The sequence below is a fragment of the Delftia sp. GW456-R20 genome (assembly GCF_001622915.1).
In the GTDB taxonomy this organism is placed as follows: domain Bacteria; phylum Pseudomonadota; class Gammaproteobacteria; order Burkholderiales; family Burkholderiaceae_C; genus Comamonas; species Comamonas acidovorans.
In genome coordinates this window covers 1,076,549-1,102,430 of record NZ_LWCN01000004.1, presented here as the reverse complement: position 1 = coordinate 1,102,430, position 25,882 = coordinate 1,076,549, and the positions used below count along the sequence as shown (strand labels likewise).

26 protein-coding genes are annotated in these 25,882 nt (G+C 66.7%); 17 read left to right on the top strand and 9 right to left on the bottom strand.

All coding sequences use genetic code 11. From position 1 onward, the window contains the following. Positions 1-128 precede the first annotated feature (128 nt). Together A4F85_RS10340 and A4F85_RS10335 are read left to right on the top strand one after the other, a co-directional pair. Positions 129-1,256 (top strand): ABC transporter permease, encoded by a 1,128-nt coding sequence (locus A4F85_RS10340; RefSeq protein ID WP_231890520.1) that lies wholly within the window; start codon positions 129-131, stop codon positions 1,254-1,256. Beyond that, the gene (locus tag A4F85_RS10335) at positions 1,253-2,941 is read left to right on the top strand and encodes an ABC transporter ATP-binding protein (RefSeq protein ID WP_063326528.1); all 1,689 of its coding nucleotides are present in this window, start codon (positions 1,253-1,255) and stop codon (positions 2,939-2,941) included. Before A4F85_RS10340 ends, A4F85_RS10335 begins: the two co-directional genes overlap by 4 nt. Positions 2,942-2,959: 18 nt before the next feature. Here the strand turns inward: A4F85_RS10335 and A4F85_RS10330 are convergent, their stop codons facing one another. After that, on the bottom strand, positions 2,960-3,586 hold the full coding sequence (locus A4F85_RS10330) for a lipocalin family protein (protein ID WP_043823579.1): 627 nt from the start codon (positions 3,584-3,586) through the stop codon (positions 2,960-2,962). A gap of 244 nt (positions 3,587-3,830) precedes the next feature. Here A4F85_RS10330 and A4F85_RS30870 point away from each other — a divergent pair, with 244 nt between their 5' ends. Further along, entirely contained in the window at positions 3,831-3,992 is a 162-nt protein-coding gene (locus A4F85_RS30870; RefSeq protein WP_012204826.1) for a hypothetical protein, read from the top strand. Between the two features lie 88 nt (positions 3,993-4,080). Here the strand turns inward: A4F85_RS30870 and A4F85_RS10325 are convergent, their stop codons facing one another. Together A4F85_RS10325 and A4F85_RS10320 are read right to left on the bottom strand one after the other, a co-directional pair. Beyond that, positions 4,081-4,416, bottom strand: coding sequence for a chaperone modulator CbpM (locus A4F85_RS10325; RefSeq protein WP_043823548.1), 336 nt, complete (start codon positions 4,414-4,416; stop codon positions 4,081-4,083). Beyond that, entirely contained in the window at positions 4,413-5,408 is a 996-nt protein-coding gene (locus A4F85_RS10320; protein ID WP_063326527.1) for a DnaJ C-terminal domain-containing protein, read from the bottom strand. Before A4F85_RS10320 ends, A4F85_RS10325 begins: the two co-directional genes overlap by 4 nt. Positions 5,409-5,576: 168 nt before the next feature. Here A4F85_RS10320 and A4F85_RS10315 point away from each other — a divergent pair, with 168 nt between their 5' ends. The 9 genes from A4F85_RS10315 (at position 5,577) to typA (ending at position 16,675) form a co-directional block, all read left to right on the top strand. Then, positions 5,577-6,422 carry a c-type cytochrome gene (locus A4F85_RS10315; protein ID WP_063326526.1) on the top strand — a complete coding sequence of 282 codons (846 nt, stop codon included), beginning with the start codon at positions 5,577-5,579 and terminating at the stop codon, positions 6,420-6,422. Then, complete coding sequence (locus A4F85_RS10310; protein WP_063326525.1) at positions 6,419-7,762, top strand: c-type cytochrome; 1,344 nt, start codon at positions 6,419-6,421, stop codon at positions 7,760-7,762. Before A4F85_RS10315 ends, A4F85_RS10310 begins: the two co-directional genes overlap by 4 nt. 9 nt (positions 7,763-7,771) lie before the next feature. Then, positions 7,772-8,173, top strand: a complete 402-nt coding sequence (locus A4F85_RS10305) for a thioredoxin family protein (RefSeq protein WP_013803038.1) — start codon at positions 7,772-7,774, stop codon at positions 8,171-8,173. A gap of 265 nt (positions 8,174-8,438) precedes the next feature. After that, positions 8,439-9,017 (top strand): ribosome maturation factor RimP, encoded by a 579-nt coding sequence (rimP, locus tag A4F85_RS10300; RefSeq protein ID WP_034392158.1) that lies wholly within the window; start codon positions 8,439-8,441, stop codon positions 9,015-9,017. Between the two features lie 87 nt (positions 9,018-9,104). Further along, the gene (gene nusA / locus A4F85_RS10295) at positions 9,105-10,592 is read left to right on the top strand and encodes a transcription termination factor NusA (RefSeq protein ID WP_012204833.1); all 1,488 of its coding nucleotides are present in this window, start codon (positions 9,105-9,107) and stop codon (positions 10,590-10,592) included. 23 nt (positions 10,593-10,615) lie between these two features. After that, positions 10,616-13,477, top strand: a complete 2,862-nt coding sequence (gene infB, locus A4F85_RS10290; RefSeq protein WP_013803037.1) for a translation initiation factor IF-2 — start codon at positions 10,616-10,618, stop codon at positions 13,475-13,477. Positions 13,478-13,483: 6 nt separating this feature from the next. Next, complete coding sequence (gene rbfA, locus A4F85_RS10285) at positions 13,484-13,855, top strand: 30S ribosome-binding factor RbfA (RefSeq protein ID WP_012204835.1); 372 nt, start codon at positions 13,484-13,486, stop codon at positions 13,853-13,855. 4 nt (positions 13,856-13,859) lie between these two features. After that, on the top strand, positions 13,860-14,825 hold the full coding sequence (truB, locus tag A4F85_RS10280) for a tRNA pseudouridine(55) synthase TruB (RefSeq protein WP_012204836.1): 966 nt from the start codon (positions 13,860-13,862) through the stop codon (positions 14,823-14,825). A gap of 23 nt (positions 14,826-14,848) precedes the next feature. Next, positions 14,849-16,675: a translational GTPase TypA gene (typA, locus tag A4F85_RS10275; RefSeq protein ID WP_034398352.1), complete on the top strand. Its 1,827-nt coding sequence runs from the start codon at positions 14,849-14,851 to the stop codon at positions 16,673-16,675. 154 nt (positions 16,676-16,829) lie between these two features. On the opposite strand, the gene A4F85_RS10270 is transcribed toward typA, so the two are convergent. Continuing rightward, positions 16,830-17,717 carry a LysR family transcriptional regulator gene (locus A4F85_RS10270; RefSeq protein ID WP_063326524.1) on the bottom strand — a complete coding sequence of 296 codons (888 nt, stop codon included), beginning with the start codon at positions 17,715-17,717 and terminating at the stop codon, positions 16,830-16,832. Between the two features lie 83 nt (positions 17,718-17,800). On the opposite strand from A4F85_RS10270, the gene A4F85_RS10265 reads away from it, so the two are divergent. From A4F85_RS10265 to A4F85_RS10250, 4 genes are all read left to right on the top strand, one after another. Continuing rightward, on the top strand, positions 17,801-18,997 hold the full coding sequence (locus A4F85_RS10265; protein ID WP_063326523.1) for a CaiB/BaiF CoA transferase family protein: 1,197 nt from the start codon (positions 17,801-17,803) through the stop codon (positions 18,995-18,997). A gap of 1 nt (position 18,998) precedes the next feature. Beyond that, positions 18,999-19,496, top strand: coding sequence for a MaoC family dehydratase (locus A4F85_RS10260; RefSeq protein WP_034392170.1), 498 nt, complete (start codon positions 18,999-19,001; stop codon positions 19,494-19,496). A 42-nt stretch (positions 19,497-19,538) separates the two neighbouring features. After that, positions 19,539-20,579 carry a Bug family tripartite tricarboxylate transporter substrate binding protein gene (locus tag A4F85_RS10255; protein ID WP_063326522.1) on the top strand — a complete coding sequence of 347 codons (1,041 nt, stop codon included), beginning with the start codon at positions 19,539-19,541 and terminating at the stop codon, positions 20,577-20,579. A 142-nt stretch (positions 20,580-20,721) separates the two neighbouring features. After that, positions 20,722-21,813, top strand: a complete 1,092-nt coding sequence (locus A4F85_RS10250; protein WP_063327953.1) for an enoyl-CoA hydratase/isomerase family protein — start codon at positions 20,722-20,724, stop codon at positions 21,811-21,813. A gap of 73 nt (positions 21,814-21,886) precedes the next feature. On the opposite strand, the gene A4F85_RS10245 is transcribed toward A4F85_RS10250, so the two are convergent. Then, positions 21,887-22,552: a TetR/AcrR family transcriptional regulator gene (locus A4F85_RS10245; protein WP_063326521.1), complete on the bottom strand. Its 666-nt coding sequence runs from the start codon at positions 22,550-22,552 to the stop codon at positions 21,887-21,889. A gap of 156 nt (positions 22,553-22,708) precedes the next feature. On the opposite strand from A4F85_RS10245, the gene A4F85_RS10240 reads away from it, so the two are divergent. Further along, positions 22,709-23,404, top strand: coding sequence for a DAPG hydrolase family protein (locus A4F85_RS10240; RefSeq protein ID WP_012204844.1), 696 nt, complete (start codon positions 22,709-22,711; stop codon positions 23,402-23,404). Between the two features lie 15 nt (positions 23,405-23,419). Here the strand turns inward: A4F85_RS10240 and A4F85_RS10235 are convergent, their stop codons facing one another. The 4 genes from A4F85_RS10235 to smpB all read right to left on the bottom strand — a co-directional run bounded on the left by A4F85_RS10235 (position 23,420) and on the right by smpB (position 25,866). Then, positions 23,420-24,259: an anti-sigma factor family protein gene (locus A4F85_RS10235; RefSeq protein WP_063326520.1), complete on the bottom strand. Its 840-nt coding sequence runs from the start codon at positions 24,257-24,259 to the stop codon at positions 23,420-23,422. A gap of 10 nt (positions 24,260-24,269) precedes the next feature. After that, complete coding sequence (locus A4F85_RS10230) at positions 24,270-24,836, bottom strand: RNA polymerase sigma factor (protein WP_013803028.1); 567 nt, start codon at positions 24,834-24,836, stop codon at positions 24,270-24,272. A gap of 30 nt (positions 24,837-24,866) precedes the next feature. After that, positions 24,867-25,283, bottom strand: a complete 417-nt coding sequence (locus A4F85_RS10225) for a COG4315 family predicted lipoprotein (protein ID WP_063326519.1) — start codon at positions 25,281-25,283, stop codon at positions 24,867-24,869. A gap of 109 nt (positions 25,284-25,392) precedes the next feature. Then, the gene (gene smpB, locus A4F85_RS10220; protein ID WP_013803027.1) at positions 25,393-25,866 is read right to left on the bottom strand and encodes an SsrA-binding protein SmpB; all 474 of its coding nucleotides are present in this window, start codon (positions 25,864-25,866) and stop codon (positions 25,393-25,395) included. Between the last annotated feature and the right edge of the window lie 16 nt (positions 25,867-25,882).

Sequence of the window (25,882 nt, the reverse complement as noted above, 5' to 3'; positions counted from 1 at the left end):
CTGCGCCGTCTCCCCCTCCTGCTTTGCGGGGGGAACGTTCGGGCCATTGGCGGCTGGCGCAGGCCCTTGCCTGGTGTCCCTGACTTTGGGCGGTCGCGCCACTGTGATGCAGCAACATGGAAACTGAGATGCACTCCCTTGCCGCTCCAGGCGCAGGGCTGCCCGGGGCAGCGCCTGTACCGCTGGCTGTGGTGGCAGTGTCGCCGGCGCGGCGGGCCTGGATGCGGTTCAGGCGCAATCGGCTGGGGTATTGGAGCCTGATCGCTTTTTGCGTGATGGTGGTGCTGAGCCTGGGCGCCGAGCTCATCAGCAACGACCGGCCCCTGGTGGTGCGCTACGAAGGCCAGACCTACTGGCCGCTGTGGAACGATTATTCCGAGAAGACTTTCGGCGGCGACTTCGAGACGGCCACCGACTACCTGGACCCCTTCATCCGCGACCGCCTGAGCCAGGGCGACAACTGGGCGCTGTATACACTCAATCCCTATGGGCCACAGGCGCTGAACTACTTCGCGACCTCGCCCAATCCGGCGCCGCCCTCGCGCGACAACCTGCTGGGTACCGATGACCGGGGGCGCGATCTGCTGGCCCAGCTGATCTACGGGTTTCGCGTCAGCGTGCTGTTTGCGCTGGCGCTGACGGCGTCAGGCGTGGTGCTGGGCGTGGTGACGGGGGCCGTCCAGGGTTTTTTCGGCGGCAGGACGGATCTGGCATTCCAGCGCTTCATCGAGATCTGGGGCTCCATGCCCGAGCTGTATCTGCTGATCATCTTCAGCGCGGTGCTGGCGCCCAGCGTCTCGCTGCTGCTGGTGCTGCTGTCGCTGTTCGGCTGGATGGGCCTGTCGGACTACGTGCGTGCCGAGTTCCTGCGCAACCGCCAGCTGGACTATGTGAAGTCGGCTCGGGCGCTGGGCGTGGGCAATGGCGCGCTGATCTGGCGCCATCTGCTGCCCAACAGCATGACGCCCGTGGTGACCTTTTTGCCGTTTCGCATGAGTGCGGCCATCCTGGCCCTGACCTCGCTGGACTTCCTGGGGCTGGGCGTGCCGCCTGACACCCCCAGCCTGGGTGAGCTGCTGAACCAGGGCAAGAACAGCATCGATGCCTGGTGGATCTCGCTGTCCACCTTTGCCGTGCTGGTGGTGACGCTGCTGCTGCTGACCTTCATGGGCGATGCGCTGCGCGATGCGCTGGACCCGCGCAAGGCCGCTGCCAGCGATGCCGCCCCCGGTGTCGATGCAAAGGATGCCGCATGAACGCAGAGCAGCCGGCAGTGGAGCTGCCTTCGCCCCCGGGCCGTGGCCGGACATTGCTGTCCGTGCGCAACCTGCGCGTGCGCTTCGGCAGCAAGGATGTGGTGCACGGCGTGAGCTTCGACCTGGCGGCAGGCGAGAAGCTGGCGCTGGTGGGCGAGTCCGGCTCGGGCAAGACCATCACCGCGCTGTCGCTGCTGCGGCTGGCTGGAGACGCTCAGCTGGGCGGCCAGGCCCTGTTCGACGGCCGCGACCTGCTGCGCCTGCCCGAGCGCGAGATGCGCGCCGTGCGCGGCGGCGACGTGGCCATGATTTTCCAGGAGCCCATGACGGCGCTCAACCCGCTGATGACCGTGGGCGAGCAGGTGGGCGAGGTGCTTCGCCTCAAGCAGGGGCTGACGCGAGCGCAATCCCTGGTCCAGGCCACCGAATTGCTGGCGACCACCGGCATTGCCGAGCCTGTGCGCCGCGCCCGGGCCTTTCCCCACCAGCTCAGTGGCGGGCAGCGCCAGCGCGCCATGATCGCCATGGCGCTGGCCAGCAGCCCGCGCCTGCTCCTGGCCGACGAGCCGACGACGGCACTCGATGTCACGCTGCGCGGCCAGATCCTGCAGTTGCTCGATGACCTGCAGCGCCAGACCGGCATGGCCGTGCTGATGATCACGCACGACCTGCACCTGGTGCGGCGCTTTGCCGACCGCGTGGCGGTGATGGAGCGCGGGCAACTGGTGGAGCAGGGTGGGGTGTCGGCGGTCATGGCGGCTCCGCGCCATGCCTATACGCGCAAGCTGCTGGCCAGCGTGCCGCGCCGCGACCTGATCGAGGTGGAGGCAGGCGCCCAGGCCACGGCTGGCGAGCCGCTGGTGCAGGCACAGGGCCTCAAGGTCAGCTATCCGGTGCCGCTGGCAGGCATGCGCGGATGGTTCGGCCAGGGGCGCTTCGTCGCCGTGCAGTCCGCAGACCTGGCGCTGTTGCCCGGGCGCACCGTGGGTGTGGTCGGTGAATCGGGATCGGGCAAGTCCACGCTGGCCCAGGCCGTGCTGGGGCTGCTGCCCCATGAAGGCCGGCTGCGCATTGCCGGCCATGCCTGGCAGCAGCCAGCCACGCGCAACTCGCCCGCCAACCGTGCGCTGCGGCGCAAGGTGCAGGTGGTGTTCCAGGACCCGTATTCATCGCTGTCGCCCCGGCTGACGCTGGAGCAGATCGTTGGCGAAGGCCTGCGCGTGCATGCGCCGTCGCTGACGGCGCCGCAGCAACGCGACCGCATCGTGGAGATGCTGTCGGCCGTGGGCCTGACGCAGGAACAGTTTCCCGGCCTGCTTGACCGCTATCCCCACGAATTCTCGGGAGGCCAGCGCCAGCGCATCGCCATTGCACGCGCCCTGGTGCTGGAGCCCGAGGTGCTGGTGCTCGACGAGCCCACCAGCGCGCTGGATGTGACCATTCAGCAGCAGGTGCTGGGCCTGCTGCAGCGGCTGCAGCGCGAGCGGGGCCTGGCCTATCTGCTGATCACGCATGACGTGGACGTGATCCGCGCCATGGCCCATGACGTGGTGGTCATGAAGGATGGCGCCATCGTCGAATCCGGCCCCGTCGCCCAGGTGCTGGGCGCGCCGCGCCAGGCGTACACGCAGCGGCTGGTGGAGGCCGCCGGCTTCTCGGGCGACGGCATGCCCGAGGGATTCTGAGGCAGTTGCCTGACCGCGCTACCAGCTGCCCGTGGGATTGACCCCGTCCTGCAGGATCCACTGGACCTTGTCCACGGGCACGCCCAGCAGCCGGGCCTGTGCCAGCAGGCGTGCCGCCACGCCGTCGGCCAGTTCGGGCGTGCGCGAAAGAATCCAGAAATAGCGCAGGTCCGATCCCACCACCATGGCCCAGCGGTACTCGGCATCAAGAGCCACCACGTTGTAGCCGCCGTAGAACGGGCCGAAGAACGAGACCTTGAGCGCCGCAACGTCCGGGCCGTGCACCGTGCGGGCCTTGCCCTCGGAGGATTTCCAGCGCCGGTGGCGGGCGTCGTAGCCCCGGTTCAGCACGTGCACCGTGCCGTCGGGAAGCGGTGTGTACTCGGCCTGGGTGCGCTCCAGGCCTTTTTCGAAACTGTGGTCGATGCGGGCCACTTCATACCAGCGGCCCATGTAGCGCTGGATGTCCCAGCCGCGCACCGGCTCCACGGTAGGGGGGATGGGTGGGTTGCGCAGGCCCTTCCACAGCAACGCTGCTGCGGCGGCGCCTACGGCAAGCCCTGCCAGGCCGGCCGTGGGCAGCACCCAGGCGGGGCGGGAAGTGGATGGGGTGGTTGACTCTGTATTGGGGTGGCGGGGTGACATGGTGCGGAACTCCGTGTTCAGGCAGACGTGCATGCCAGGGTCTTGCGCGCTTGGCAGCGTGCTCCTACTTTAGGACAGAAAACCGGGCCGCAGTGTAGGCCGGCGCTGCCTGCGCCGGTGCTGTGCGGGCCGCGCAACGCTGGAACTTTCCCTATGCCAGAGCAGGCCATGTGTTTTTTTGTGCGCGGTCATGCAGGTCTATGGCCTAATTGCGCGTTCTCATTTTTTTGAAGAAGGAAATGCCATGGGCAACAAGATCGTTACCGAAGCCGACCGCAAGTTCACTCCCCAGCCTCCCCTGCCCAACGGCGTCACCCTGCCGACGCCCGGCCGTGGCCAGCGCGTGAGCCGCGCCCGTGGCGCCCACACCCACACCAAGAAGAACCCCGGCAAGCGTCACCGCTGAGCACGGCGGGCCGCATGCGCGCCTGCTGCGGCCGCGTTCTGAAAGCAAAAGCCCTCTTGCGAGGGCTTTTGCTTTTGAGGCGGCGTTCTCAATGCTGCAGTGCCTGTAGCTTGCGGCGCAGCATCTGCACTTCCTCGATCAGGTCCGCCGTCAGCGCGGCCAGCTGAGGGTCGGCATCGAAGCTGTGCTCCAGATGGGCTATGCGGCGCGCGCGCACCAGGGTCTGGCTGCTGAAGCGCCACTGCGCCTGTGGCGCGGCCGCTTCGCCGGACGGCTCGTTTTCGCAGTACAGCACGCCGGTCTGCACACGCTCCACCACCCAGGCGGTGTTGCGCTGGCAGTGGCGGGCCAGATCCTGCAGGTCCAGAGCGCCTTCGCCCAGCAGTTCTGCGGGTTCGTAGAAGGGGTACAGCGGCGTGCTCATCGCGTGGCTCCTTGGCCCGCTGCGTGCTGGCGGGCATCGAACGAGGGAAAGGCCTGGGCCAGTGCCGCATAGGCCTGGCGCTGGGCGTCGGTCTGGGGCTCGGGCAGGGCGATGCCCAGCACCAGGTACAGGTCGCCCGGCGTGGCGGCGGGCAAGCCCTTGCCCTTGATGCGCAGCTTGCGGCCAGCGCGGCTGCCTGCGGGCACGCTGACCTCGAATTCACCGGCAATGGTGGCCACGCGGACCGGGCCGCCCAGTGCGGCTTCCCAGGGGGCCAGGGACACGGGCTGGTAGACATCCTTGCCCTCGGCCCACCAGCGCGGGTCGTGGCGCAGGTGCACTTCCAGCAGCAGATCGCCTGCCGGGCCGTTGCCCAGGCCCGGGCCGCCCTGGCCGGCCAGGCGGATCATCTGGCCCTCGCGCACGCCCTTGGGAATGCTGACCTGCAATTCCTTGTCGCGCGCCACGGGGTGTCCGTCCTCATCCAGCACCGTGGTGCGCAGGTGCAGGCTGCGCTGCGCGCCCTGGTAGCTGTCCAGCAGGTCCAGCTCGATGCTGGCGTGCTGGTCCTGCCCGCGCAGGTCAGGCGGGGAGCGATGCTGGCCGCCTCCGCCCGCATGGCGGGCACGCGCGCCCTGGCCGAACATCTGTGAGAAGAACTCGCTGAAGTCCGCGTCGCCCTCCGGCATGGCGCCGTCGCTGCTGCGAAAGTGAAAGTCCTGCCCTTCCCAGCCGGGCGGTGGCTGGAAGCCGCCGGCGCCGGGCCCGCTGCGGCGCGGCGCATCGGCCAGGGCGTCATAGGCTGCGCGCTTTTCGGGGTCCGACAGCACGGCATTGGCTTCGTTGACTTCGGCCATGCGCTCGGAGGCGTCCGCCTCCTTGCTGACATCGGGGTGGTACTTGCGCGCCAGCTTGCGGTAGGCCTTCTTGATGTCATCGGCACTGGCCTGCCTGTCCACGGCCAGGATGCGGTAGTAGTCCTTGTAATCCATGAATTTCCGTCCTCCGGCCCTTGCGGGCGATGTTCTGGACAAACCCGAAGGCAGCATAGCCCGGTCATGGCAGGGTCTCAACCGATGGGCCTTTTCCTGCTTGACTGGCATCTTGTGACGGGTTCATTACATTCGCGCGTCGGCAGGACGGAACAGGAGGCGTCGGACATGGCACATGGCAGTCGGTGGCGGGCTGGGCGGGGGCGTCCAGGCTCCAGGGGATGGAGGGCCCTGCTGGGCGCATGGCTGGTGGCCGGCGCGTGTGGAACCTGCGGGGTGATGGCGCAGACCGCGCAGACCATGCAGCCAGCACCGGGCGTGCCCATGGCAGACCTGCCGCCGTCCGTGGTCAGCGCCCCGCTGCCCGATGTGGGCTCCATGGCCTCCAGGGTGCTGGCCTGCACGGCCTGCCATGGACCCGAGGGCCGGGCCACGCCCAGCGGCTACTTTCCGCGCATTGCGGGCAAGCCCGCAGGCTATCTGTACCGCCAACTCAAGAACTTCCAGCAAGGGCGCCGCAGCTATCCGGCCATGAACCGGCTGATCGAATTCATGTCGGACGACTATCTGCGCCAGATCGCCACGCACTTCGCAGGCCTGGAGCTTCCCTATGCCCCGCCTGTGCCGGTACAACTGCCGCCCGCTGAACTCGCCCGTGGCGAGCAACTGGTCTTGCGGGGCGACGCGCAGCGCGGCCTGCCCGCCTGCGCTGCATGCCATGGTGAGCGGCTCATGGGTGCGGGTGACGATATTCCGGGCCTGCTGGGCCTGTCGCGCGACTATCTGAACAGCCAGATCGGTGCCTGGCGCTCCGGCCAGCGCAAGGCGGCAGCGCCCGACTGCATGGACCAGGTGGCCAAGGCGCTGACGGCGCAGGAGGTCGTAGCCGTCACGGCCTGGCTGTCATCACGCCCCGCACTGGCAGCGCCGGGCGCACATGAAGCCCTGGCCCTGCCCATGCCGCTGCGCTGCGGCGCTGTAGCCGCCATTGCTGTCCAGGAGGGCAAGCCATGAACACCCTGGCAGAAAACGCGGCAAGCGGGAACACACACGGGCGGCGGCGGCTGGCCAGGGTGGCAGGGCTGGCGTTGCTGATCATCGCCCTGCTGGGCGCGCTCCTGGTCTGGCTCAACCTGCGGGGCGAGCAGGGCGTGCACGCCTACGGCCATGGCGGCTGGTCAGGCGCGCGCGAAACGCCGGCCGCCTTGGTAGAGCGCGGTGCCTACCTGGCCCGCGTGGGCAACTGCGCAGGCTGCCATACGGCGGCTGGCGGCGCCGAGTATGCGGGCGGGCGGGGCCTGCCCACCTCGTTCGGCACGCTGTACACCAGCAATCTCACGCCTGACAAGGAAAGTGGCCTGGGGCTGTGGGCGGCCCAGGACTTCTGGCGTGCAATGCATAACGGGCGGTCACGGGAAGGGCGCCTGCTGTATCCGGCCTTTCCATATGACAGCTACACCCATGTGACGCGCGCCGACTCGGACGCGCTGTTTGCCTATCTGCAAAGCCTGCCTGCCGTGCGCGCGCAGGTGCCCCGGCATGCGCTGGACTTTCCCTATGGCTGGCAGGGCTCGCTGGCTGTCTGGCGCGCGCTGTTCTTCACCCCGCAGGATTGGCAGGACCGGCCGCAGAAGGCGGCTGCCTGGAATCGCGGTGCCTATCTTGCCCAGGGCCTGGGGCACTGCGCGGCGTGCCACGCGCCGCGCAACGGCATGGGTGCCTCGTCCCAGGCCATGTCCGGTGGCTTTGTGGCAGGGCAGGCCTGGTATGCGCCGTCGCTGCTGGACCCAGGCGAAGCCGGCGTGCGCGCAGGCCAGGAGTCCGCCTGGGTGCAGTTGCTGCGGACGGGTTCGGGTCCTTCGGGATCGGCGCTGGGCCCCATGGCCGAAGTCGTGGCGCGCAGCACACAGCACTGGCAGCCGCAGGATCTGCAGGCCCTCGCTTCCTACCTGCAGGAGCAGGGCGCGGCAGCAGGCCCGCCCAGGAGCAGGCCTGCTGCCGCGCCCGTGCCATCCGGGCAAATGGCCTTGGGGCGGGCCATCTATGAGCGGCAATGCGCGGTTTGCCACGGTGCCGAGGGCCAGGGAACGCCGGGCGCGTTTCCCGCGCTTGCGGGCAATGCCTCCGTGACCCTGGCCGAGCCGCGCAACCTCTTGCTGGTGTTGCTGGAGGGGGGCTACCCACCCTCCACCCGGCAGCAGCCGCAGCCGCACGGCATGCCGCCTTTCGGTCATGTGCTGTCCGACGCACAGGTGGCCGCCGTGGCCAGCTATGTGCGCAACGCCTGGGGCAACAAGGCAGCGGAAATCGGTAACATGGAGGTTTATCGCGCCCGGGAAGGGCGTGGTTTCTGAGAGGCTTTCATGGATTCAATGGCCGGCAAGCTGCCGGACGACAGCGACGCCACCCGCCCCTGGTGGGTGGTTTGCCTGTGCGCGCAATGGTGCGGCGTTTGCAACCAATACCGAAGCACGTTTGCGGAACTGGCAAGCCAGTTCCCGCAGATGCGCTTTGTCTGGCTTGATGTCGAGGATCGCGAGGACGTGGCCGGAGACCTGGACATCGAAACCTTCCCCTCGCTGCTGGTGGCCGATGGCGAGCGCGCACGTTTTCTGGGGCCGGTGCTGCCCCAGGCGGGGGTTGTGGCGCGCATGCTGCAGTCACTGGCCCAGGACCCGGGCGCGGCCCCTGCCGATCCCGCCGAGGCGCAGGCCCTCTTGCGGCGGCTCCAGTCGGCGCAGGCGCTGGAGCGCGTTGGCGTCTGACGCCGGGCCAAGGGTGCGCGGGCGGGCCTGAGCACCCCGTCCTGTCCCCGCTTTTGTGCGGGGCGGGCTTGGCTTGAAGGTCGTTTGCGGATACAATGGCATATTCACGACCAAACGGGCGGGTACCAACCGCCCTTTTTTTTGGGCGATCTTCGGGCGACCTTCGGGATTGCCATGGGGCTCGGCGCTGTTGGGACATGGCTGCTGCCAATGTTTCAGGGGCGTTCCGGGTCTTTTGTGTTTGCAGGACTGAATTTAAATACACGTGGCACTACAGCAAATCGTTGAACAAACCGTGACAGGTCTGGGCTATGACCTGGTGGAAATAGAACGCTCGGCGGGCGGGCTGTTGCGCGTCACAATTGATTTGCCTTGGCAGCCCCCGGTGGAGGGTGAGCCGGTGGTGCCGGAGCAGTTCGTGACAGTCGAGGACTGCGAGAAGATCACGCGCCAGCTGCAGTTCGCGCTTGAGGTTGATGGCGCAGATTACACGCGCCTTGAGGTCTCCTCCCCTGGTATCGACCGCCCCCTGCGGCACGAGCAGGACTTCACCCGCTTTGTCGGTGAAGTCATCGACCTGACCCTCAAGGAGCCCATCGGCGCCGCCGCTGAAGGGCAGGTCAGCGCCAATCGCAAGAAATTCCGCGGCACGCTGGAGCGTGCCGAAGATGGTGGCTGGCAGATCGTCTGGAGCGACGAGCCACCCGTCAAGCCTGGCCAGAAGGTCAGCAAAAAGCGTGTTCCCGCGCCCCTGCAGGCGCTGGGCTTCACTCTGGAGGAGCTGCGCGAGGCGCGTCTGGCTCCCATCGTGGATTTCAAGGGGCGTTCTGCCAAGCCGGTCTGATCGGAGCAGGCAGGGTACGTCGAATCATTGGGGCAGGAAGGGCACTGCCATCCCCTTCCTGTGTGATTGAAATAGGAGAGTCGTCGCATGAATCGCGAATTGTTGATGTTGGTAGAAGCCATTTCGCGCGAAAAGAACGTGGAGCGCGATCTGGTGTTCGGTGCAGTGGAATCGGCCCTGGCCCAGGCCACCAAGAAGCTGTACCAAGGTGAGGTGGACATCCGCGTGGCCATCGATCGCGATAGCGGTAACTACGACACCTTCCGCCGCTGGCTGGTGGTGCCCGATGATGCGGGCCTGCAAAACCCCGATGCCGAAGAAATGCTGATGGACGCACAGGACCGCGTCCCCGGTATCTCCGAAGGCGAGTACATCGAGGAAGAGATCGAGTCGGTGCCCATCGGCCGCATCGGCGCCATGGCGGCCAAGCAGGTCATCCTGCAGAAGATCCGTGACGCCGAGCGCGAAATGCTGCTCAACGAGTTCCTGTCGCGCGGCGACCGGATCTTCACGGGCACCGTCAAGCGCATGGACAAGGGCGACATCATCGTCGAGGCCGGCCGTGTCGAAGGACGCCTGCGCCGCAACGAGATGATCCCCAAGGAAAACCTGCGCAACGGCGACCGCGTGCGGGCCATGATCATGGAAGTGGACGCCACGCTGCGCGGCGCGCCCATCATCCTGTCGCGCTCGGCGCCCGAGTTCATGGTCGAGTTGTTCCGCAACGAAGTGCCCGAGATCGAGCAGGGCCTGCTGGAGATCAAGAGCTGCGCTCGCGATTCCGGCAGCCGCGCCAAGATCGCCGTGCTCAGCCATGACAAGCGTGTCGATCCCATCGGCACCTGCGTCGGCGTGCGAGGCACCCGTGTCAACGCCGTCACCAATGAACTGGCTGGCGAGCGCGTGGACATCGTGCTGTGGTCCGAAGACCCTGCACAGTTCGTGATCGGCGCGCTGGCTCCGGCCAATGTGTCGTCCATCGTTGTGGACGAGGAAAAGCATGCCATGGACGTGGTGGTTGACGAGGAAAACCTCGCCATCGCCATCGGCCGTGGCGGTCAGAATGTTCGCCTGGCTTCCGAGCTCACCGGCTGGAAGATCAACATCATGGACGCGGCTGAGTCTGCGCAAAAGCAGGCGGACGAGTCCGCTGTTGCGCGCCAGCTGTTCATGGAAAAGCTCGATGTGGACGAGGAAATCGCCAACATCCTCATCGAGGAAGGTTTCGAGACCCTGGAAGAAGTGGCCTATGTGCCGCTGCAGGAAATGCTCGAAATCGAGGCGTTCGACGAAGAGACGGTGAACGAGTTGCGCACCCGGGCGAAAGATGCACTGCTGACGCAGGAAATCGCGCACGAGGAAAACGTGGGCAAAGTGTCGCAGGATCTGCTGACGCTCGAGGGAATGACTCCGGAGATCGTGGACAAGCTGGCCGAGGCCGATGTGCACACCCGAGACGATCTGGCCGATCTGGCCATCGACGAGTTGACCGAGCTGACCGGGCAGACCGAGGAAGAAGCGAAGGCTTTGATCATGAAGGCGCGTGAACACTGGTTCACCGAAGGGCAAGAGTAAGGTCAGGGAGGTTCAGAGCATATATGTCCAGTAATACGGTTGCCGAGTTTGCAAGAGAGCTCAACAAGACCCCTGACACGTTGCTGCAGCAGCTCAAGGCTGCAGGCGTCGCCAAGGACAACGCATCGGATGCGTTGACCGACGGCGACAAGCAGCAACTGCTCAGCCATCTGCAGGCCAGCCACGGAAGTGGCGCCAAGAAGATCACGCTGACCAAACGGTCCACAAGCGAGATCAAGCAGGCCGATTCGTCGGGCCGCGCCCGCACCATCCAGGTGGAAGTGCGCAAGAAGCGCACCTTCGTCAAGCGTGACGAGGTCGCCGAGGGCGCCTCCGATCCCGCTGTCGTTGCCGCTGCCCAGGAGCAGCGCGCGGCATCGGAGCGCGAGTCCCAGGATCTGGTGCGCCGCGAAGGGGAAGCACGTCGCCAGGCCGAAATGATCGGCCGCGAGGAGGAAGAATTGGCACAGCAACGCCGTGAGCGCGAAGAGCGCGAACTAGTTCAACAACGCGAGCGAGAAGCCGAAGAGCGCGCAAGCGCCTATGCGGCTGCAGAAGCCGCAAAGATCCTCGAGGCCAACCGCGCGAAGCAGGAAGCTTCGCGTGAGCAGGCTGCAGGCCAGGCCGCGCGCGCCGAAGCCCAGGTTGCGGCTCGCGTCAAGGCCGAGGAAGAGTCCAAGGCCCGCGCGGCCGAGGAAGCCGAACGCGCCAAGGATCTGGAAGACCGCCGCCGCAAGGCGCTGGCCGAGGCTGAAGCCATTCGCGCCATGATGGCTGCGCCCAAGAAGGTGCTCGTGGCCAAGAAGCCTGAAGAGCCCAAGCCCGTGGCCAAGCCTGCAGCGCCCGCTGCCGGCGATGCCAAGAAGACCACGCTGCACAAGCCCGCTGGCACGACCGCCGGTGGAGCCGGTGCGCGTGCGGGTGCGCCTGCCGGTGCCGGCAAGGAAGTCAAGTCCGCCAAGCTCTCCTCGAGCTGGGCTGGCGATGGCAAGAAGAAGGAAATCAAGACCCGTGGCGACAGCTCCGGTGGCGTGGGTGGCCGTTCCAACTGGCGCGGCGGCCCGCGTGGCGGCCGTCGTGGGAATGACCGTCATGACGGTCAGCACCAGAGCGCGGCAGCGGAATTCCGCGCCATCGAAGTGCACGTGCCCGAGACCATCACCGTGGCCGAGCTGGCCCACAAGATGTCGGTCAAGGCGTCCGAGCTGATCAAGGTGCTGATGAAGATGGGCCAGATGGTCACCATCAACCAGCCTCTGGACCAGGACACGGCCATGATCGTGGTCGAGGAAATGGGCCATACGGCCAAGGTCGCCGCGCTGGACGATCCCGAAGCCTTCACGGCCGAGGAAGTTTCCCAGCAGGAAGCTGCCCAGGAGTCGCGTGCTCCCGTGGTCACCGTCATGGGCCACGTGGACCACGGCAAGACCTCGCTGCTGGACTACATCCGCCGCACCAAGGTTGCGTCGGGCGAAGCCGGTGGCATTACCCAGCACATCGGTGCCTACCATGTGACGACGCCCCGCGGCATCGTCACCTTCCTGGATACCCCGGGCCACGAGGCCTTCACGGCCATGCGTGCCCGTGGTGCCCAGGCCACCGACATCGTCATCCTGGTGTGCGCGGCCGACGACGGCGTGATGCCCCAGACCAAGGAAGCCATCAAGCACGCGAAGGCGGCTGGTGTGCCCATCGTGGTTGCCATCACCAAGGCCGACAAGCCCGATGCCAACCTCGACCGCGTCAAGCAAGGCCTGGTGGCCGAGCAGGTGGTGCCTGAAGAGTACGGCGGCGAGTCCCCGTTCATCGCCGTGTCCTCCAAGACCGGCCAGGGCATCGACGAACTGTTGGAGCAGGTTCTGCTGCAGGCCGAAGTGCTGGAGCTGACCGCTCCCGTGGAAGCCGCTGCCAAGGGCCTGGTCATCGAAGCCCAGCTGGACAAGGGCCGCGGCCCTGTGGCCACGGTGCTGGTGCAGTCCGGTACGCTGAAGGTGGGCGACGTGGTGCTGGCAGGCCAGACCTACGGCCGCGTGCGCGCCATGCTGGACGAAGACGGCAAGCAGACCAAGTCTGCAGGCCCCTCCATCCCGGTGGAAATCCAGGGTCTGTCCGACGTGCCCCAGGCCGGCGACGACTTCATGGTGCTGCAGGACGAGCGTCGTGCCCGCGAAATCGCGACCTACCGCGCCGGCAAGTTCCGCCACACCAAGCTGGCCCGCCAGCAGGCTGCCAAGCTCGAGAACATGTTTGCCGAAATGGGTGCAGGCGAGGTCCAGACCCTGCCCATCATCATCAAGGCCGACATGCAGGGCTCGCAGGAAGCGCTGGGCACATCGCTGCTCAAGCTCTCGACCGACGAGATCCGCGTTCAGCTGGTCTACTCGGGCGTGGGCGGCATCAGCGAGTCCGACGTGAACCTGGCGCTGGCCTCCAAGGCCATCATCATCGGCTTCAACGTCCGGGCCGATGCCCAGGCTCGCAAGACGGCCGAGAGCAACGATGTGGACCTGCGCTACTACAACATCATCTACGACGCAGTCGAAGAGGTGAAGGCGGCCATGTCCGGCATGCTGGCTCCCGAGCGCAAGGAAGAGATCATCGGCATGGCCGAGATCCGCACCGTGTTCGTGGCTTCGAAGATCGGCACCGTGGCCGGCTCGTACATCACGCAAGGCCAGGTCACGCGCAATGCGCATTTCCGCCTGCTGCGCGAGAACGTGGTCATCTACACAGGCGAGATCGAATCGCTCAAGCGCCTGAAGGACGACGTCAAGGAAGTCAAGGAAGGCTTCGAGTGCGGTATCAAGCTCAAGAACTACAACGACATTCGCGAAGGCGACGTGCTCGAAGTGTTCGAGATCAAGGAAATCGCGCGCTCGCTGTAATTCGCCATGGCAACACGCAAGTCCGCTGCGCCGAATCGCAGCTTCAAAGTCTCTGACCAGATCCAGCGTGATCTGGCAGAGCTGATCGCGCGCGAGTTGAAGGACCCGCGCGTGGGCATGGTCACGCTGCAAAGCGTGGAGGTGACTCCGGACTATGCCCACGCCAAGGTCTACTTCAGCCTGCTCGTGGGCGATCCACAGGCGACGCAGGAAGCGTTGAACCAGGCTGCAGGCTTCCTGCGCAATGGCCTGTTCAAGCGCCTGCACATCCACACAGTGCCCACGCTGCACTTCATCTACGACCGCACCTCCGAGCGTGCGGCCGACATGAACGCCTTGATCGCCAAGGCCGTTTCTTCGCGCGGAAAGGAAGAGTAGCCCCATGAACGCGCCACGCACAAGGGTGCAGCGGCGCCCTGTGCATGGGGTGTTGCTACTCGACAAACCGCTGGAGCTGTCCAGCAACGACGCCTTGCAAAAGGTCAAGTGGTTGCTGCGCGCCGAAAAGGCCGGACACACCGGCACGCTGGACCCGTTGGCCACCGGCGTGCTGCCGCTGTGCTTCGGTGCGGCGACCAAGTTCAGCCAGTTGCAGCTTGAAGCTGCCAAGACCTACGAGGCGATTGCGCGCCTGGGCCAGACCACGACCACGGCCGATGCCGAGGGCGAGGTGCTGCGCGAGCGCGCCGTTGACCTCGCCGCCCTCACGGCCGAGCGATTGGCCGCCGTGCAGGCGCAGTTCACGGGTGCGATCCGCCAGGTGCCACCCATGTACAGCGCCCTCAAGAAGGACGGCAAGGCTCTCTATGAATATGCGCGTGCCGGCATCGAAGTCGAGCGCCCGGCACGCGAAGTGACAATCCACGCACTGGAGCTTTCGCTGACGCAAGACAGCGAAGGCCTGCCTGCGATCCGGATGCTGGTGACCTGCAGCAAGGGCACCTACATCCGCACGCTGGCCGAGGACGTGGGCGAGGCCCTGGGCTGCGGCGCGCACCTGCGCGCGCTGCGCCGTATCGACACCGGGGGGCTGGGTGTCGAGCGCTGTATCTCGCTGGAGGCGCTGGCCGCCATGGGCGAGGGCGAGCGTCTGCAGCAGTTGCAGCCTGTCGACGCCCTGCTGGCCAGCCACACGGCTGTCACGCTGGGCGAGCAAGATGCGGCCCGTTTTCTCACGGGCCTGCCCCGCAAGGGCGCTTGGGCCGATGCCGAGGCGGTGGCTGTGTATGGCGAGAACCCACAGGCTCTGCTGGGAGTGGGGCGCGTGGTGCGTGGGGAACTCATCCCCGGGCGCCTGCTCAGTTCACTGGAAATTCAACAGATTTTGGAAGACACGCCGCGCCCATGACGCAGCGGCAATGGGAAAACACTATGAGCAAACAAATCCGCAATATCGCGATCATCGCCCACGTGGACCACGGCAAAACCACCATGGTGGACCAGCTGCTGCGCCAATCCGGAACCTTCGCCGAACACGAGAAAGTCGTGGACACGGTGATGGACAACAACGCCATCGAACGCGAGCGTGGCATCACCATCCTGGCCAAGAACTGCGCCGTGAGCTGGAACGAGACGCACATCAACATCCTCGACACACCCGGCCACGCGGACTTCGGCGGTGAAGTGGAGCGTGCCCTGTCCATGGTGGACGGCGTGGTGCTGCTGATCGACGCGCAGGAAGGCCCCATGCCCCAGACGCGCTTCGTGACCAAGAAGGCACTGGCCCTGGGCCTGAAGCCCATCCTCGTGGTCAACAAGGTGGACAAGCCCGGTGCGCGTCCCGACTACGTGGTCAACGCCGCCTTCGACCTGTTCGACAAGCTGGGTGCCACCGACGAGCAGCTGGACTTCCCCGTGGTGTACGCCTCGGGCATCAACGGCTGGACCTCGCTGGAAGAAGGCGCTCCCGGCGAACAGTGGGGCCCCGACATGTCGGCCCTGTTCGACACCATCCTGAAGCACGTTCCCGCCGTCAAGGGCGATCCTGCCGCTCCGCTGCAGATGCAGATCTCGGCGCTGGACTACTCCACCTTCGTGGGCCGTATCGGCGTGGGCCGCATCACCTCCGGCACGCTCAAGCCTTCGACCGACGTGCTGGTCATGGAAGGTCCTGACGGCAAGAGCTACAAGGGCCGCATCAACCAGGTTCTGAAGTTCCAGGGCATTGACCGCGTGCAGGTGACCGAAGCCGGTCCCAGCGACATCGTGCTGGTCAACGGCATTGCCGACCTGGGCATGGGCGTCACGCTGACCGACCCGCTGAACCCCCAGCCGCTGCCGATGCTCAAGATCGACGAGCCCACGCTGACCATGAACTTCTGCGTCAACACCTCGCCGCTGGCAGGTCGTGAAGGCAAGTTCGTGACCAGCCGCCAGATCTGGGACCGCCTGCAAAAGGAACTGCGTTCCAACGTGGCCCTGCGCGTCAAGGAAACCGACGAAGACGGCATCTTCGAAGTGTCGGGCCGCGGCGAACTGCACCTGACCATCCTGCTGGAAGAAATGCGCCGTGAAGGCTACGAGCTGGCCGTGTCCAAGCCCCGCGTGGTCTACCGCGACGTGGACGGCGTGCGCCACGAGCCTATCGAGCTGGTGACGGCCGACATCGAAGAAGGCCACCAGGGTGGCGTGATGCAGGCCCTGGGCGAGCGCAAGGGCGAGCTGGTCAACATGGAACCCGATGGCCGCGGCCGCGTGCGCCTGGAGTACCGCATTCCTGCGCGTGGCCTGATCGGCTTCACCAACGAATTCCTGAACCTGACCCGTGGTTCCGGCCTGATCTCCAACATCTTCGACAGCTACGAGCCGCACAAGGGCGAAATCGGCGGCCGCAAGAACGGTGTGCTGATCTCCATGGACGAAGGCGAAATCTTCACCTACGCCCTGGGCAAGCTGGACGACCGTGGCCGCATGTTCGTCAAGGCCAACGATCCCGTGTACGAAGGCATGATCATCGGCATCCACAGCCGTGACAACGACCTGGTGGTCAACGCCACGCGTACCAAGCAGCTGACCAACTTCCGCGTGTCCGGCAAGGAAGATGCCATCAAGATCACGCCCCCGATCGACCTGTCGCTGGAATACGCGGTGGAATTCATCGAGGACGACGAGCTGGTGGAAATCACCCCCAAGAGCATCCGCGTTCGCAAGCGCCACCTGTCCGAGAACGAGCGCAAGCGCGCTTCGCGCGGCGCATAAGCGCTGTTGCGACCAGGGCGCACGCAAGCCGCATGGCTTCACCGCCCTGACTGTCAAAGGCCGCATCTGCGGCCTTTGTCTTTTGTGGCGCGCCGTTCAGGCGTGCGGGCGCCACGGCAAAGGAACTGCTGCTGCAACTGCTTGCAACTGCTTGCTATTGCAGCTGCAGCAGCAACTCGCGCAGGCGCTGCCCGGCCGCTGCGCTTTGCTGCGGATTGAGCGCCAGGGCCAGGCCGATGGAGGGCAGGTTCTCGGTATCTGCCAGCGCGCGGAACACCACCCCCGGCGTGCTGCCCTTGGCCACCACCGCTGGCACCAGCGCCACGCCCAGGCCCGCACCCACCAGGCTGACCAGGGTCTGCGCCTGCACGGCATGCTGCTTGACCTGGGGCATGAAGCCCGCGTTCTGGCAGGCCAGCACCACCAGCGCATGCAGGCCTGGCACCTCGCTGGGGCGGTAGTTGATGAAGGGCTGGTCCGCCAGATCCCGCAGCCGCAAGGCGGGCTGCTGCAGCAGCGGGTTGCCTTCGGGCAGCACGGCCACCAGCTCGTCCTTTTCCACGGGCGTGATGGACAGGTCGGTGGCCTGCGTCACCGGGTAGCGCAGCAGGCCGGCATCGAAATCGCCGCTGGCCACCTGCGCGCAGATCTCGCGCGTGGTCGATTCGGTCAGCACCAGGTCGATCAGCGGATATTCGCTGCGAAAGGCCTGCACCAGCCGCGGTATCAGCGAGAACGTGGCCGAGCCTATGAAGCCTATGTGCAGGCGCCCGCGCTCGCCGCCGGCCGTGGCGCGCGAGACCTCCTGCATCTGGCGCGCATGGTGCAGGGCCAGCTCGGCACTTTCCAGGGCCGCCAGGCCTGCCTCGGTCAGCGCCGTGCCCCGGCGGTCGCGCTGGAACAGCTGCACGCCCAGGCTGTCTTCGAGCCGGCGTATGGATTGGGACAGCGGCGGCTGCGACATGTGCAGCTGCTCGGCCGCCTGCCGGTAGTTGAGCGTGCGGGCCAGGGTGACGAAGTGACGCAGTTGGCGCAGGTCCATTGATATCTACCGTGTATCAGAGATGCTGAATTAAGTCTTAGACGCAGCTTTGAAGATATCAAATACTGGCTCCCTGAAGCAACATGGAGACCACAGTGCAGGCTGCGTTGACAGGGATTCGGGTGCTGGATCTGTCCAGCGTGGTGTTCGGGCCGCTGGCCAGCCAGGTGCTGGCCGACTATGGCGCCGAAGTCATCAAGATCGAGCCGCCGGCCGGCGACTCCACGCGCCATACCGGCCCGGCCATGGAGCCCGGCATGGCAGCCATGTTCATGGGCACTAACCGCAGCAAGAAGAGCGTGGTGCTGGACCTCAAGCGGGAAGAGTCGCGCCAGGCCCTGCATGCGCTGCTGGCCACGGCCGATGTGTTCATGCACAGCATGCGCCCGCAAAAGCTGGCCCCGCTGGGCCTGGACCCCGCAACGCTGCGCGAGCGCTATCCGCGCCTGGTCTATGCAGGCCTGCATGGCTTTGGCGAGGACGGCCCCTATGCGGGCATGCCCGCCTATGACGACGTCATCCAGGGCATGAGCGGCCTGGCCGACCTGATGGAGCGCCAGACGGGCGAGGCGCGCTACCTGCCCACCATTGCGGCCGACAAGACCTGCGCCCTGGTGGCCGCGCATGCCGTGCTGGCGGCGCTGTTCCAGCGCGAGCGCAGCGGCCATGGCTGCTTTGTGGAAGTGCCCATGTACGAGACCATGGTGGGCTTCAATCTGGTCGAGCATTTCTACGGCATGCACTTCAGCCCCGCGCTCAGCGGCGCAGGCTACCCGCGCGTGATGGCGCCCTGGCGCAAGCCCTACCGAACGCTGGACGGCCACGTCTGCATGATGCCGTACACCGATGCGCACTGGCAGCGCTTCTTCGCCGCCGTGGGCCAGCCGCAGCTGGCCCTGGACGCGCGCTTTGCCAGCCAGGCCAGCCGCACTGCCCACATTGCCGAGCTGCTGGAGACCGCAGGCGAGCATGTGGCGCTGCACGGCACCCAGTACTGGCTGGACACCTGCCAGCGCCTGGAGATTCCTGCCGCCCCGGTGGCGCGCATGGACGATCTGCCCGCCGATCCGCATCTGCAGGCCACGGAGTTCTTCGTGCCGCTGCACGACGCCGCCATGGGCACCGTGCACCTGCCGCGTTCATCCGTGCGCATGGATGGCCGGCAGGCCCCCATGGGCATGCCGCCGCGCCTGGGCGAGCACACGGCGGCGCTGCTGGCCCAGGCGGGCTGGAGCGCCCAGCGCATCGCCGGCCTGCAGATCACGCAACAGGAGACATGAGATGACAGTGAACACCCCGCAGCCCCACCCTGGCGCCGCCTGGAACGCCGTGCCCCGCATGGGCCAGGGCTTTTTCTGGCAGGACCTGCAGATCGGCCAGCAGCTGCGCACCTTCCGCCGCACCGTGACCGAGTCCGACCTGGTCGCCTTCATCAATGCCACGGGCATGCTGGAGGCCATCTTCATTGAGGAGGGCTACGACGGCGGCGCCATTGCCGGCCGCCCTGTGCCGGGCGCCATGACCTATGCGCTGATCGAAGGCTTCATCCTGCAAAGCATGATCCAGGGCACGGGCCTGGCCATGCTGGAGCTGCACCAGAAGATCCTCGGCCCCGTGCTGGTGGGCGACACCATCGAGGCGCTGGTCGAAGTCACCGCCATCAAGCCCACCTCCAAGGGCAACCGCGCCGTCGTCACCTCGCGCATCGAGGTCTTCAACCAGGGCCACCAGAAGGTCATGGAATACACGGCCGTGCGCCTGCTGGCCGGGCGCAGCTAGGCGGCCACAAGCATTCCCATAACGACATCAGGAGACAAAAGCATGGACAAGCAGATCGACAAGGCGGCCCGCAATAGAGGGCGCCGCATGGCGCTGGTCACCCTGGCGGCCCCTATTGCGGCGGCTGCGGCGGCTGCGGCGGTGGCAGTGGGTGCGGCACTGCCCGGCGCCGCGCTGGCGCAGCAGCCCTGGCCCAGCAAGCCCATCACGATGGTCGTGCCCTTCCCGCCGGGCGGGCCCACCGACCTGGTGGCCCGCGTGCTGGCCCAGCAGGTCGGCCAGCAACTGGGCCAGACCGTGATCGTGGACAACCGGCCCGGAGCCAATGGCAACATCGGCAATGCCCTGGTGGCCAAGGCCGCGCCCGATGGCTATACCGTGCTCTACAACACCTCGTCCATTGCGCTGAGCCCGTCGCTTTACAAGAAGATGAGCTACGACGTGGGCAAGGACCTGATGCCCGTGGCGCTGACGGCCGTGGTGCCGCTGGGCCTGGTGGTCAACCCCAAGCTGCCGGTGAAGAACGTGCAGGAGTTCGTGCGCCATGCCAGGGACAAGACCGGCCAGCTGTCCTATGGCTCGGCCGGCAACGGCAACGTCACCCACCTGGCGGCCTTCCAGGTCGTGCAGCACTACCAGATCGAGGCCAGCCACGTGCCCTACAAGGGCAGCGCGCCGGCCGACGTGGATCTGGTGGCCGGGCAGATCGACTTCATGACCGACACCATCAACTCCGTCGCACCCTTCATCAAGGAGGGGCGACTCAAGCTGCTGGCCGTCAGTTCCTCCAAGCGCCTGCCCAACTTCCCCGATGCACCCACGCTGGCCGAAAGCGGCATGTCCGGCTTCGAGGCCGGCGCCTGGCAGGGTGTGATGGTGCCCGCGAAGACGCCGGCCGCCATCATCCAGCGGCTCAACCAGGAGCTGATGCGCGCGCTCAAGGACCCGGGCGTGGTCGAGAAGCTGCAGCTGCAGGGCGCCGAAGGCCTGGGCTCCACGCCCGAGGAATACGGCGCCTACATCCGCAGCGAGATCAAGCGCTGGGCCGGCGTGGTCAAGAGCACGGGCGTCTCTCTGGACTGAGTGCGGGGCGTTGCGGCACCTGTCGCGCAGTTGCGCATATTGGCACCTGTTTGTCAGGGGCGGGCGCGGTTTTTCAGCTATGGTTGCGGCTCATTGCCCCGGGCTGCCGGGGCAGGGCATGCATAGCAACAAGGAGCAAGATATGACGGGAGCTGCCGGCGAAGTCCTCAGCGAAGTGCGGGGCCGCATGGGCATGATCACCTTGAACCGGGCCAAGGCGCTGAATGCGCTGTCGCTGGGCATGGTGCGCGATCTGCTGGCCACCCTGCTGGCCTGGCAAAAGGATGAGCAGGTGCTGGCCGTGGCCATCCGAGGCATGGGCAAGGAAGGGGTCTTCGGCGCCTTCTGCGCGGGCGGGGACATCCGCTTCCTGCATGGCGCGGGCAGCACGGGCAATCCGCAGCTGGAGGACTTCTTCACCGAGGAGTACGCGCTCAACCACCTGATCCACACCTTTGGCAAGCCCTACATCGCCTTCATGGACGGCATCGTCATGGGCGGCGGCATGGGCATCAGCCAGGGCGGCACGCTGCGCATCGTCACCGAACGCACCAAGATGGCCATGCCCGAGACGGCCATCGGCCTGTTCCCCGATGTGGGTGGCGGCTACTTTCTCTCGCGCTGCCCGGGTCACGCGGGTGAGTGGCTGGCGCTGACGGGCGATGTGATCGGCGCGGCCGATGCGCTGGACTTCGGCCTGGCCGACGGCTACCTGCCCTCGGACCAGCAGCCTGCCCTGTGGGACGCGCTGGCCGCCGGCAGCTTTGCCGATGCAGCGGCCATCGAGGCCCTGGTGAAGTCGAAGTTCACGGCCCCGGCCAAGCCGGCGGCCCAGCCCCGCGCCGAGATCGACCGCGTGTTTGCCCTGCCCACGGTGGCTGCCATGGTGCAGGCGCTGGAAGCGGCGGATGGCGAGTGGGCCCGGCACACGGCAGCCACGCTGCGCAAGCGCTCGCCGCTGATGCTGCACGTGGTGCTGGAACAGATCCGCCGCGCCCGCGGCATGACGCTGGCCCAGGACCTGCGCATGGAGCGCGACATGGTGCGCCACTGCTTCTACCTGCGCCCCGGCCAGAGCGAGACCATCGAAGGCATACGCGCGCTGGCCGTGGACAAGGACCACCACCCGCGCTGGAACCCCGCGCGCATCGAAGACGTGCAGGACGCGCAATGGCGTGCCTTCTTCGACAGCCCCTGGCCCGCGCACTCTCATCCGCTGGCGGCGCTGGACTGATCGCGCGGCGGTTGCTCAAACCTCCAAGGGTTCAAAAGGCCATCCGGCGCCATGCCGGGTGGCCTTTTTTCATTCAACGATCCGCGGGCTCCATGCGGCAGGAATGGCCTGCCAGCAGCCGTACCGCGTCGTCAATGCGCGGGCCCGGATCCCATTCGGGCACGGGCGGCGTCAGGCCCAGGGCCATCTGCCGCAGAGGCTCGGCAATGACCATGGACATCAGCAGGTCGCAGACGACTTCGGGCTGTTCGGCCCGCAGCAATCCCTTGCTGCACTGGCGCCGCAGCCAGTCCACCAGCATGCCGCGGCCGCGCTCAATGCCGTTGCGCTGGTAGACCTCCAGCAACTCGGGCTTGGCGGGGAAATCGGTGGTGAGCAGGCGGAACATTCCCACCGCCTCGGCCGACAGCACGCGCGCGGCAATCACGCGCAGGATCTCGGCCAGCGCTGGCGCCACCTCGGAGGCCGACTGCGCATCGGCCGACAGGGCGGGACGAAAACCGTCGGTCCAGCCGCGCACCACCAGGGCCACCAGATCCTCGCGGTTGGCCGCAAAGCGGTAGAGCGTCTTCTTGGCCAGCCCCGCGCGCCTGGCCACGGCTTCCATGGTGGTGGCGGCATAGCCTTCGTTGAGCAAGAGCCAGGTGGCGGCGGCCAGGGCGGCATCGTTGGCCTCGTGCTCGGGCCGGGCCGGCCGCCCGCGCGGCCTGGGGGCCGCAGGAGTGATTTCGGATTCCATTGGATTTCTTGTCGTTCCGTTCGGTGTTGTGCAGGGTCGTGCCTGGTTGTGCAGCATTTTGTTACCCGGCGGGGATTATCCAATTGTTTGGAAACGTTGTTCGTTTCTTTAATATAAGATGGCTTTTCCTCATCAACCCAGGAACGGAAAACACCCATGAACTCCCATGCCTTCGAGCCCGACATTTCCCGCATCGACGAGCTGCTGCACATCACGCCGCTGCGGCTGGAGACGGGAATCCAGCGCCTGCCCAGCGGCTGCCTGGTGGTGGCCTGCCGCACCGACCTGCATGGCTGCAGCGGCCGCATGCTGGACTGGTGGTTCAAGTTCTTCGAGACCACGCAGCACATCAAGTGGTGGCATCCGCACGACCACATCGCGCATCGCGGCTGGGATGCGCAATGGAAGAAGGGCGAGAGCTACATCGGCGCGTCCATCGAAGCGGTGGAGTCCCTGGCCGATATTCCGCCCGTGGCGGCCAGGCTCAAGTTCCATGATCCGCGCGAGCTTTTCGACCCTGCGCAGCTGGAGCTGGCCTTTGCCGAAAAACGCGCCTCGGCCGCCGTGTATGCGCGCATCGGCTTCGGCGAGCATGTGCAGCTGGACGCCAGCGGGGACCCCATGGACGGGCAGATGGTGCACCTGGCGCGTGACACGCCTTTTGGCTGCGTGCTGCGCAGCCGCTTTTTGCTGGGCCAGTCCTGCGCCGACCCGGCGGCCGAGCTGCCCGACGCGCTGGGCCTGGGCCTGCTGCGCCATTGCTACACGGAGTTCACCTACCTGTCGCGCTTCCTGCCCTCGCTGTACTACGGCGAGCATGGCAACGGCGAGGCGGCGCCGCTGCCCTGGTAGCCGTGCCCCAAGGTTTCAAAGCTGCTGGTGCACGGCCGTGGCCAGCTGCAGCAGCCGGTTGCGCGGCAGGGCGCCGCTGAGCGCATAGCCAAAGCCCTGGTCCACCCAGTAGAAGCTGGGCACGGGGCCGTCGCTGCTGAAGTGAAAGGCGGTCTCGCCGCGCGTGGCCGGGTCCTCCAGCGCACCCAGGTACAGGGTGATGCGCTCGCCGGCCGCGTCCTGGTACATGAACTGGGCGCGTGCGCCGCTGTCGCCTGGCAGCAATCGGCCGCCTACCAGCTCATAGCCCAGGTCCGTGAGGGCCGGCAGCTTCAGCGGCCGGCCCAGGCGCTTGGACAGCCACTGCAGCAGATGGGCCTGCTGCGCGGCCTCCACCTCGACCGGGTGGCGTTGCTCGGGCTGGTAGACCGCGTGGGCAACGGCCGCCTGGTGGGCGAAGCGGGCCGGGGTGGCGGCAGCCAGCGTGGCCGCCGTTGATGGCGCGGCGGCGGGCACCGCCTGCTGCCCATGCACCAGCCAGCCCAGGCCGAAGGCCAGCATCCAGCCCGCGGCCATGCCACCCCAGCGCCACCACTGCTGCTGGCGCCGGTGCAGGCCCTGCAACTGTTCGGCGGCGGCGCGCATTTCGTCGGGCATGCCGGGTTCATCCCGGGCGGCATGCAGGGCGCGCAGCAACTGGCGCTGGCGTTGCCATTGCTCCACGCGCGCGGCGCTGTCTTCGTCCAGCTGGTCGCGCAGCGCCTGCGCCTGCTGCGCGGGCAGGCGGCCATCGACCAGGGCGTGCAGCTGCTCGTCGGAAATGGGCGGGGGCAAGGGCGAGGAAGATGAAAGAGGGGTGGGGGCGGATGCGGTCATGGCGGCCTCGTCATTTGAGCCGGCGCAGCGCGGGGGCTGCGGCTTGGGGTGTTGCGGCCTTGGCAGTCGGTGCTGACTGTGCAGGCGCTGCAGAGGAGGCCGAGGTGGCCGATGGGGCCTCCATCAATTCGCGCAGCCGGGACCGTGCGCGCGACAGCCGCGACATCACGGTGCCCAGGGGCAGATGCAGCACGCGCGCCGTGTCGGCGTAGCTCATGTCCTCCACGCTGACCAGCAGCAGCACGGCCCGCTGCTCGGCGGGCAGGCGCTGCAGGCAGCGCTCCAGGTCCAGGGCCGCATCGCTGCTGTCCTCGGGTGCGGCCAGGGTCTCGGACAGGCTGTCTATGTCCAGCCACTGCCCGCGCGCGGCAGAGCGCCGCTGGTTCAGGTAGAGGTTGTGCATCAGCGTGAACAGCCAGGCACGCAGATCGCCGTCGGGGCGCCACAGCAGCCATTTGCGGCAGGCACGCTCCAGCGTGTCCTGCACCAGGTCGTCGGCGGCCCAGGCATCGCCTGCCAGCAGCCGCGCATAGCGGCGCAGGCCGGGCAGGTGCTCCAGGATCTGGCTGCGGTCCATGGGCAGGTCCGAAGGCGGATGCGGCTGGAATCAGGGGCGTGCGGTATGCCAGACGCCCATGACGCCGTCGCCCGTGGTGTCACCGGCCTTGCCGTCCTTCACCCAGTAGTACAGCGGCTTGCCCTTGTAGGCGATCTGGCTGCTGCCATCGTCCCGCTGGACCACGCTGTAGTTGCCGCCAGAGGGCGCCTGCTTGCCCATCAGCGGCGGCCAGTTGGTCGCGCAGGGGCCGTTGCAGACGGACTTGCCGCTGCCGGCCGTGTCCTTGTCGAAGGTGTAGAGCGTCATGCCGTTGGCGCCGACCAGCATGCCGTTTTGCACGCTGACCGCGCTGGGCGGGGTCTGGCCAGAGGCGTTGGCCGCAGGCGCGGAATAGCAGCCTGCCAGGGTCAATGTCAGGGCTGCCGTGAAGGCACAGGTACCAAGTTTCATGCCGAGCTTCTTCATCGCTGTCTCCGGTGCTTGCCGGCGCGCGAAATTGCGGCCGGACACTGCAATGAACACTGGGCCGTGCCGGTTTATTCCGCAGCAGTGCAAAAAAAGCTGCGGATGCCCGTCAGCGGTTGAAGCTCTTCATGGCGCGCTCGACCTCGCGCTTGCCTTCGCGGTCCTTGATCACGTCGCGCTTGTCGTGCTCGGCCTTGCCCTTGGCAAGGGCAATGTCGCACTTGACGAAGCCGTTCTTCCAGTGAAGGTTGATGGGCACCAGCGTGAAGCCCTTTTGCTCGACTTTGCCGATCAGGCGCAGGATGTCATCCTTCTTGAGCAGCAGCTTCTTGATGCGCGCCGCGTCGGGGTTGACGTGGGTGGAGGCGGTCTTGAGCGGGTTGATCTGGCAGCCGAGTAGGAACAGCTCGCCGTCCTTGACGATGACGTAGCCGTCGGTCAGCTGCACCTTGCCGCTGCGCAGCGCCTTCACTTCCCAGCCGTGCAGCACGATGCCGGCCTCGAAGCGTTCCTCGAAGAAGTAGTTGAACGCGGCTTTTTTGTTGTCGGCGATGCGCGACTGTGTTTCAGGTTTCTTGGCCATGGAGTAATAGATGCGG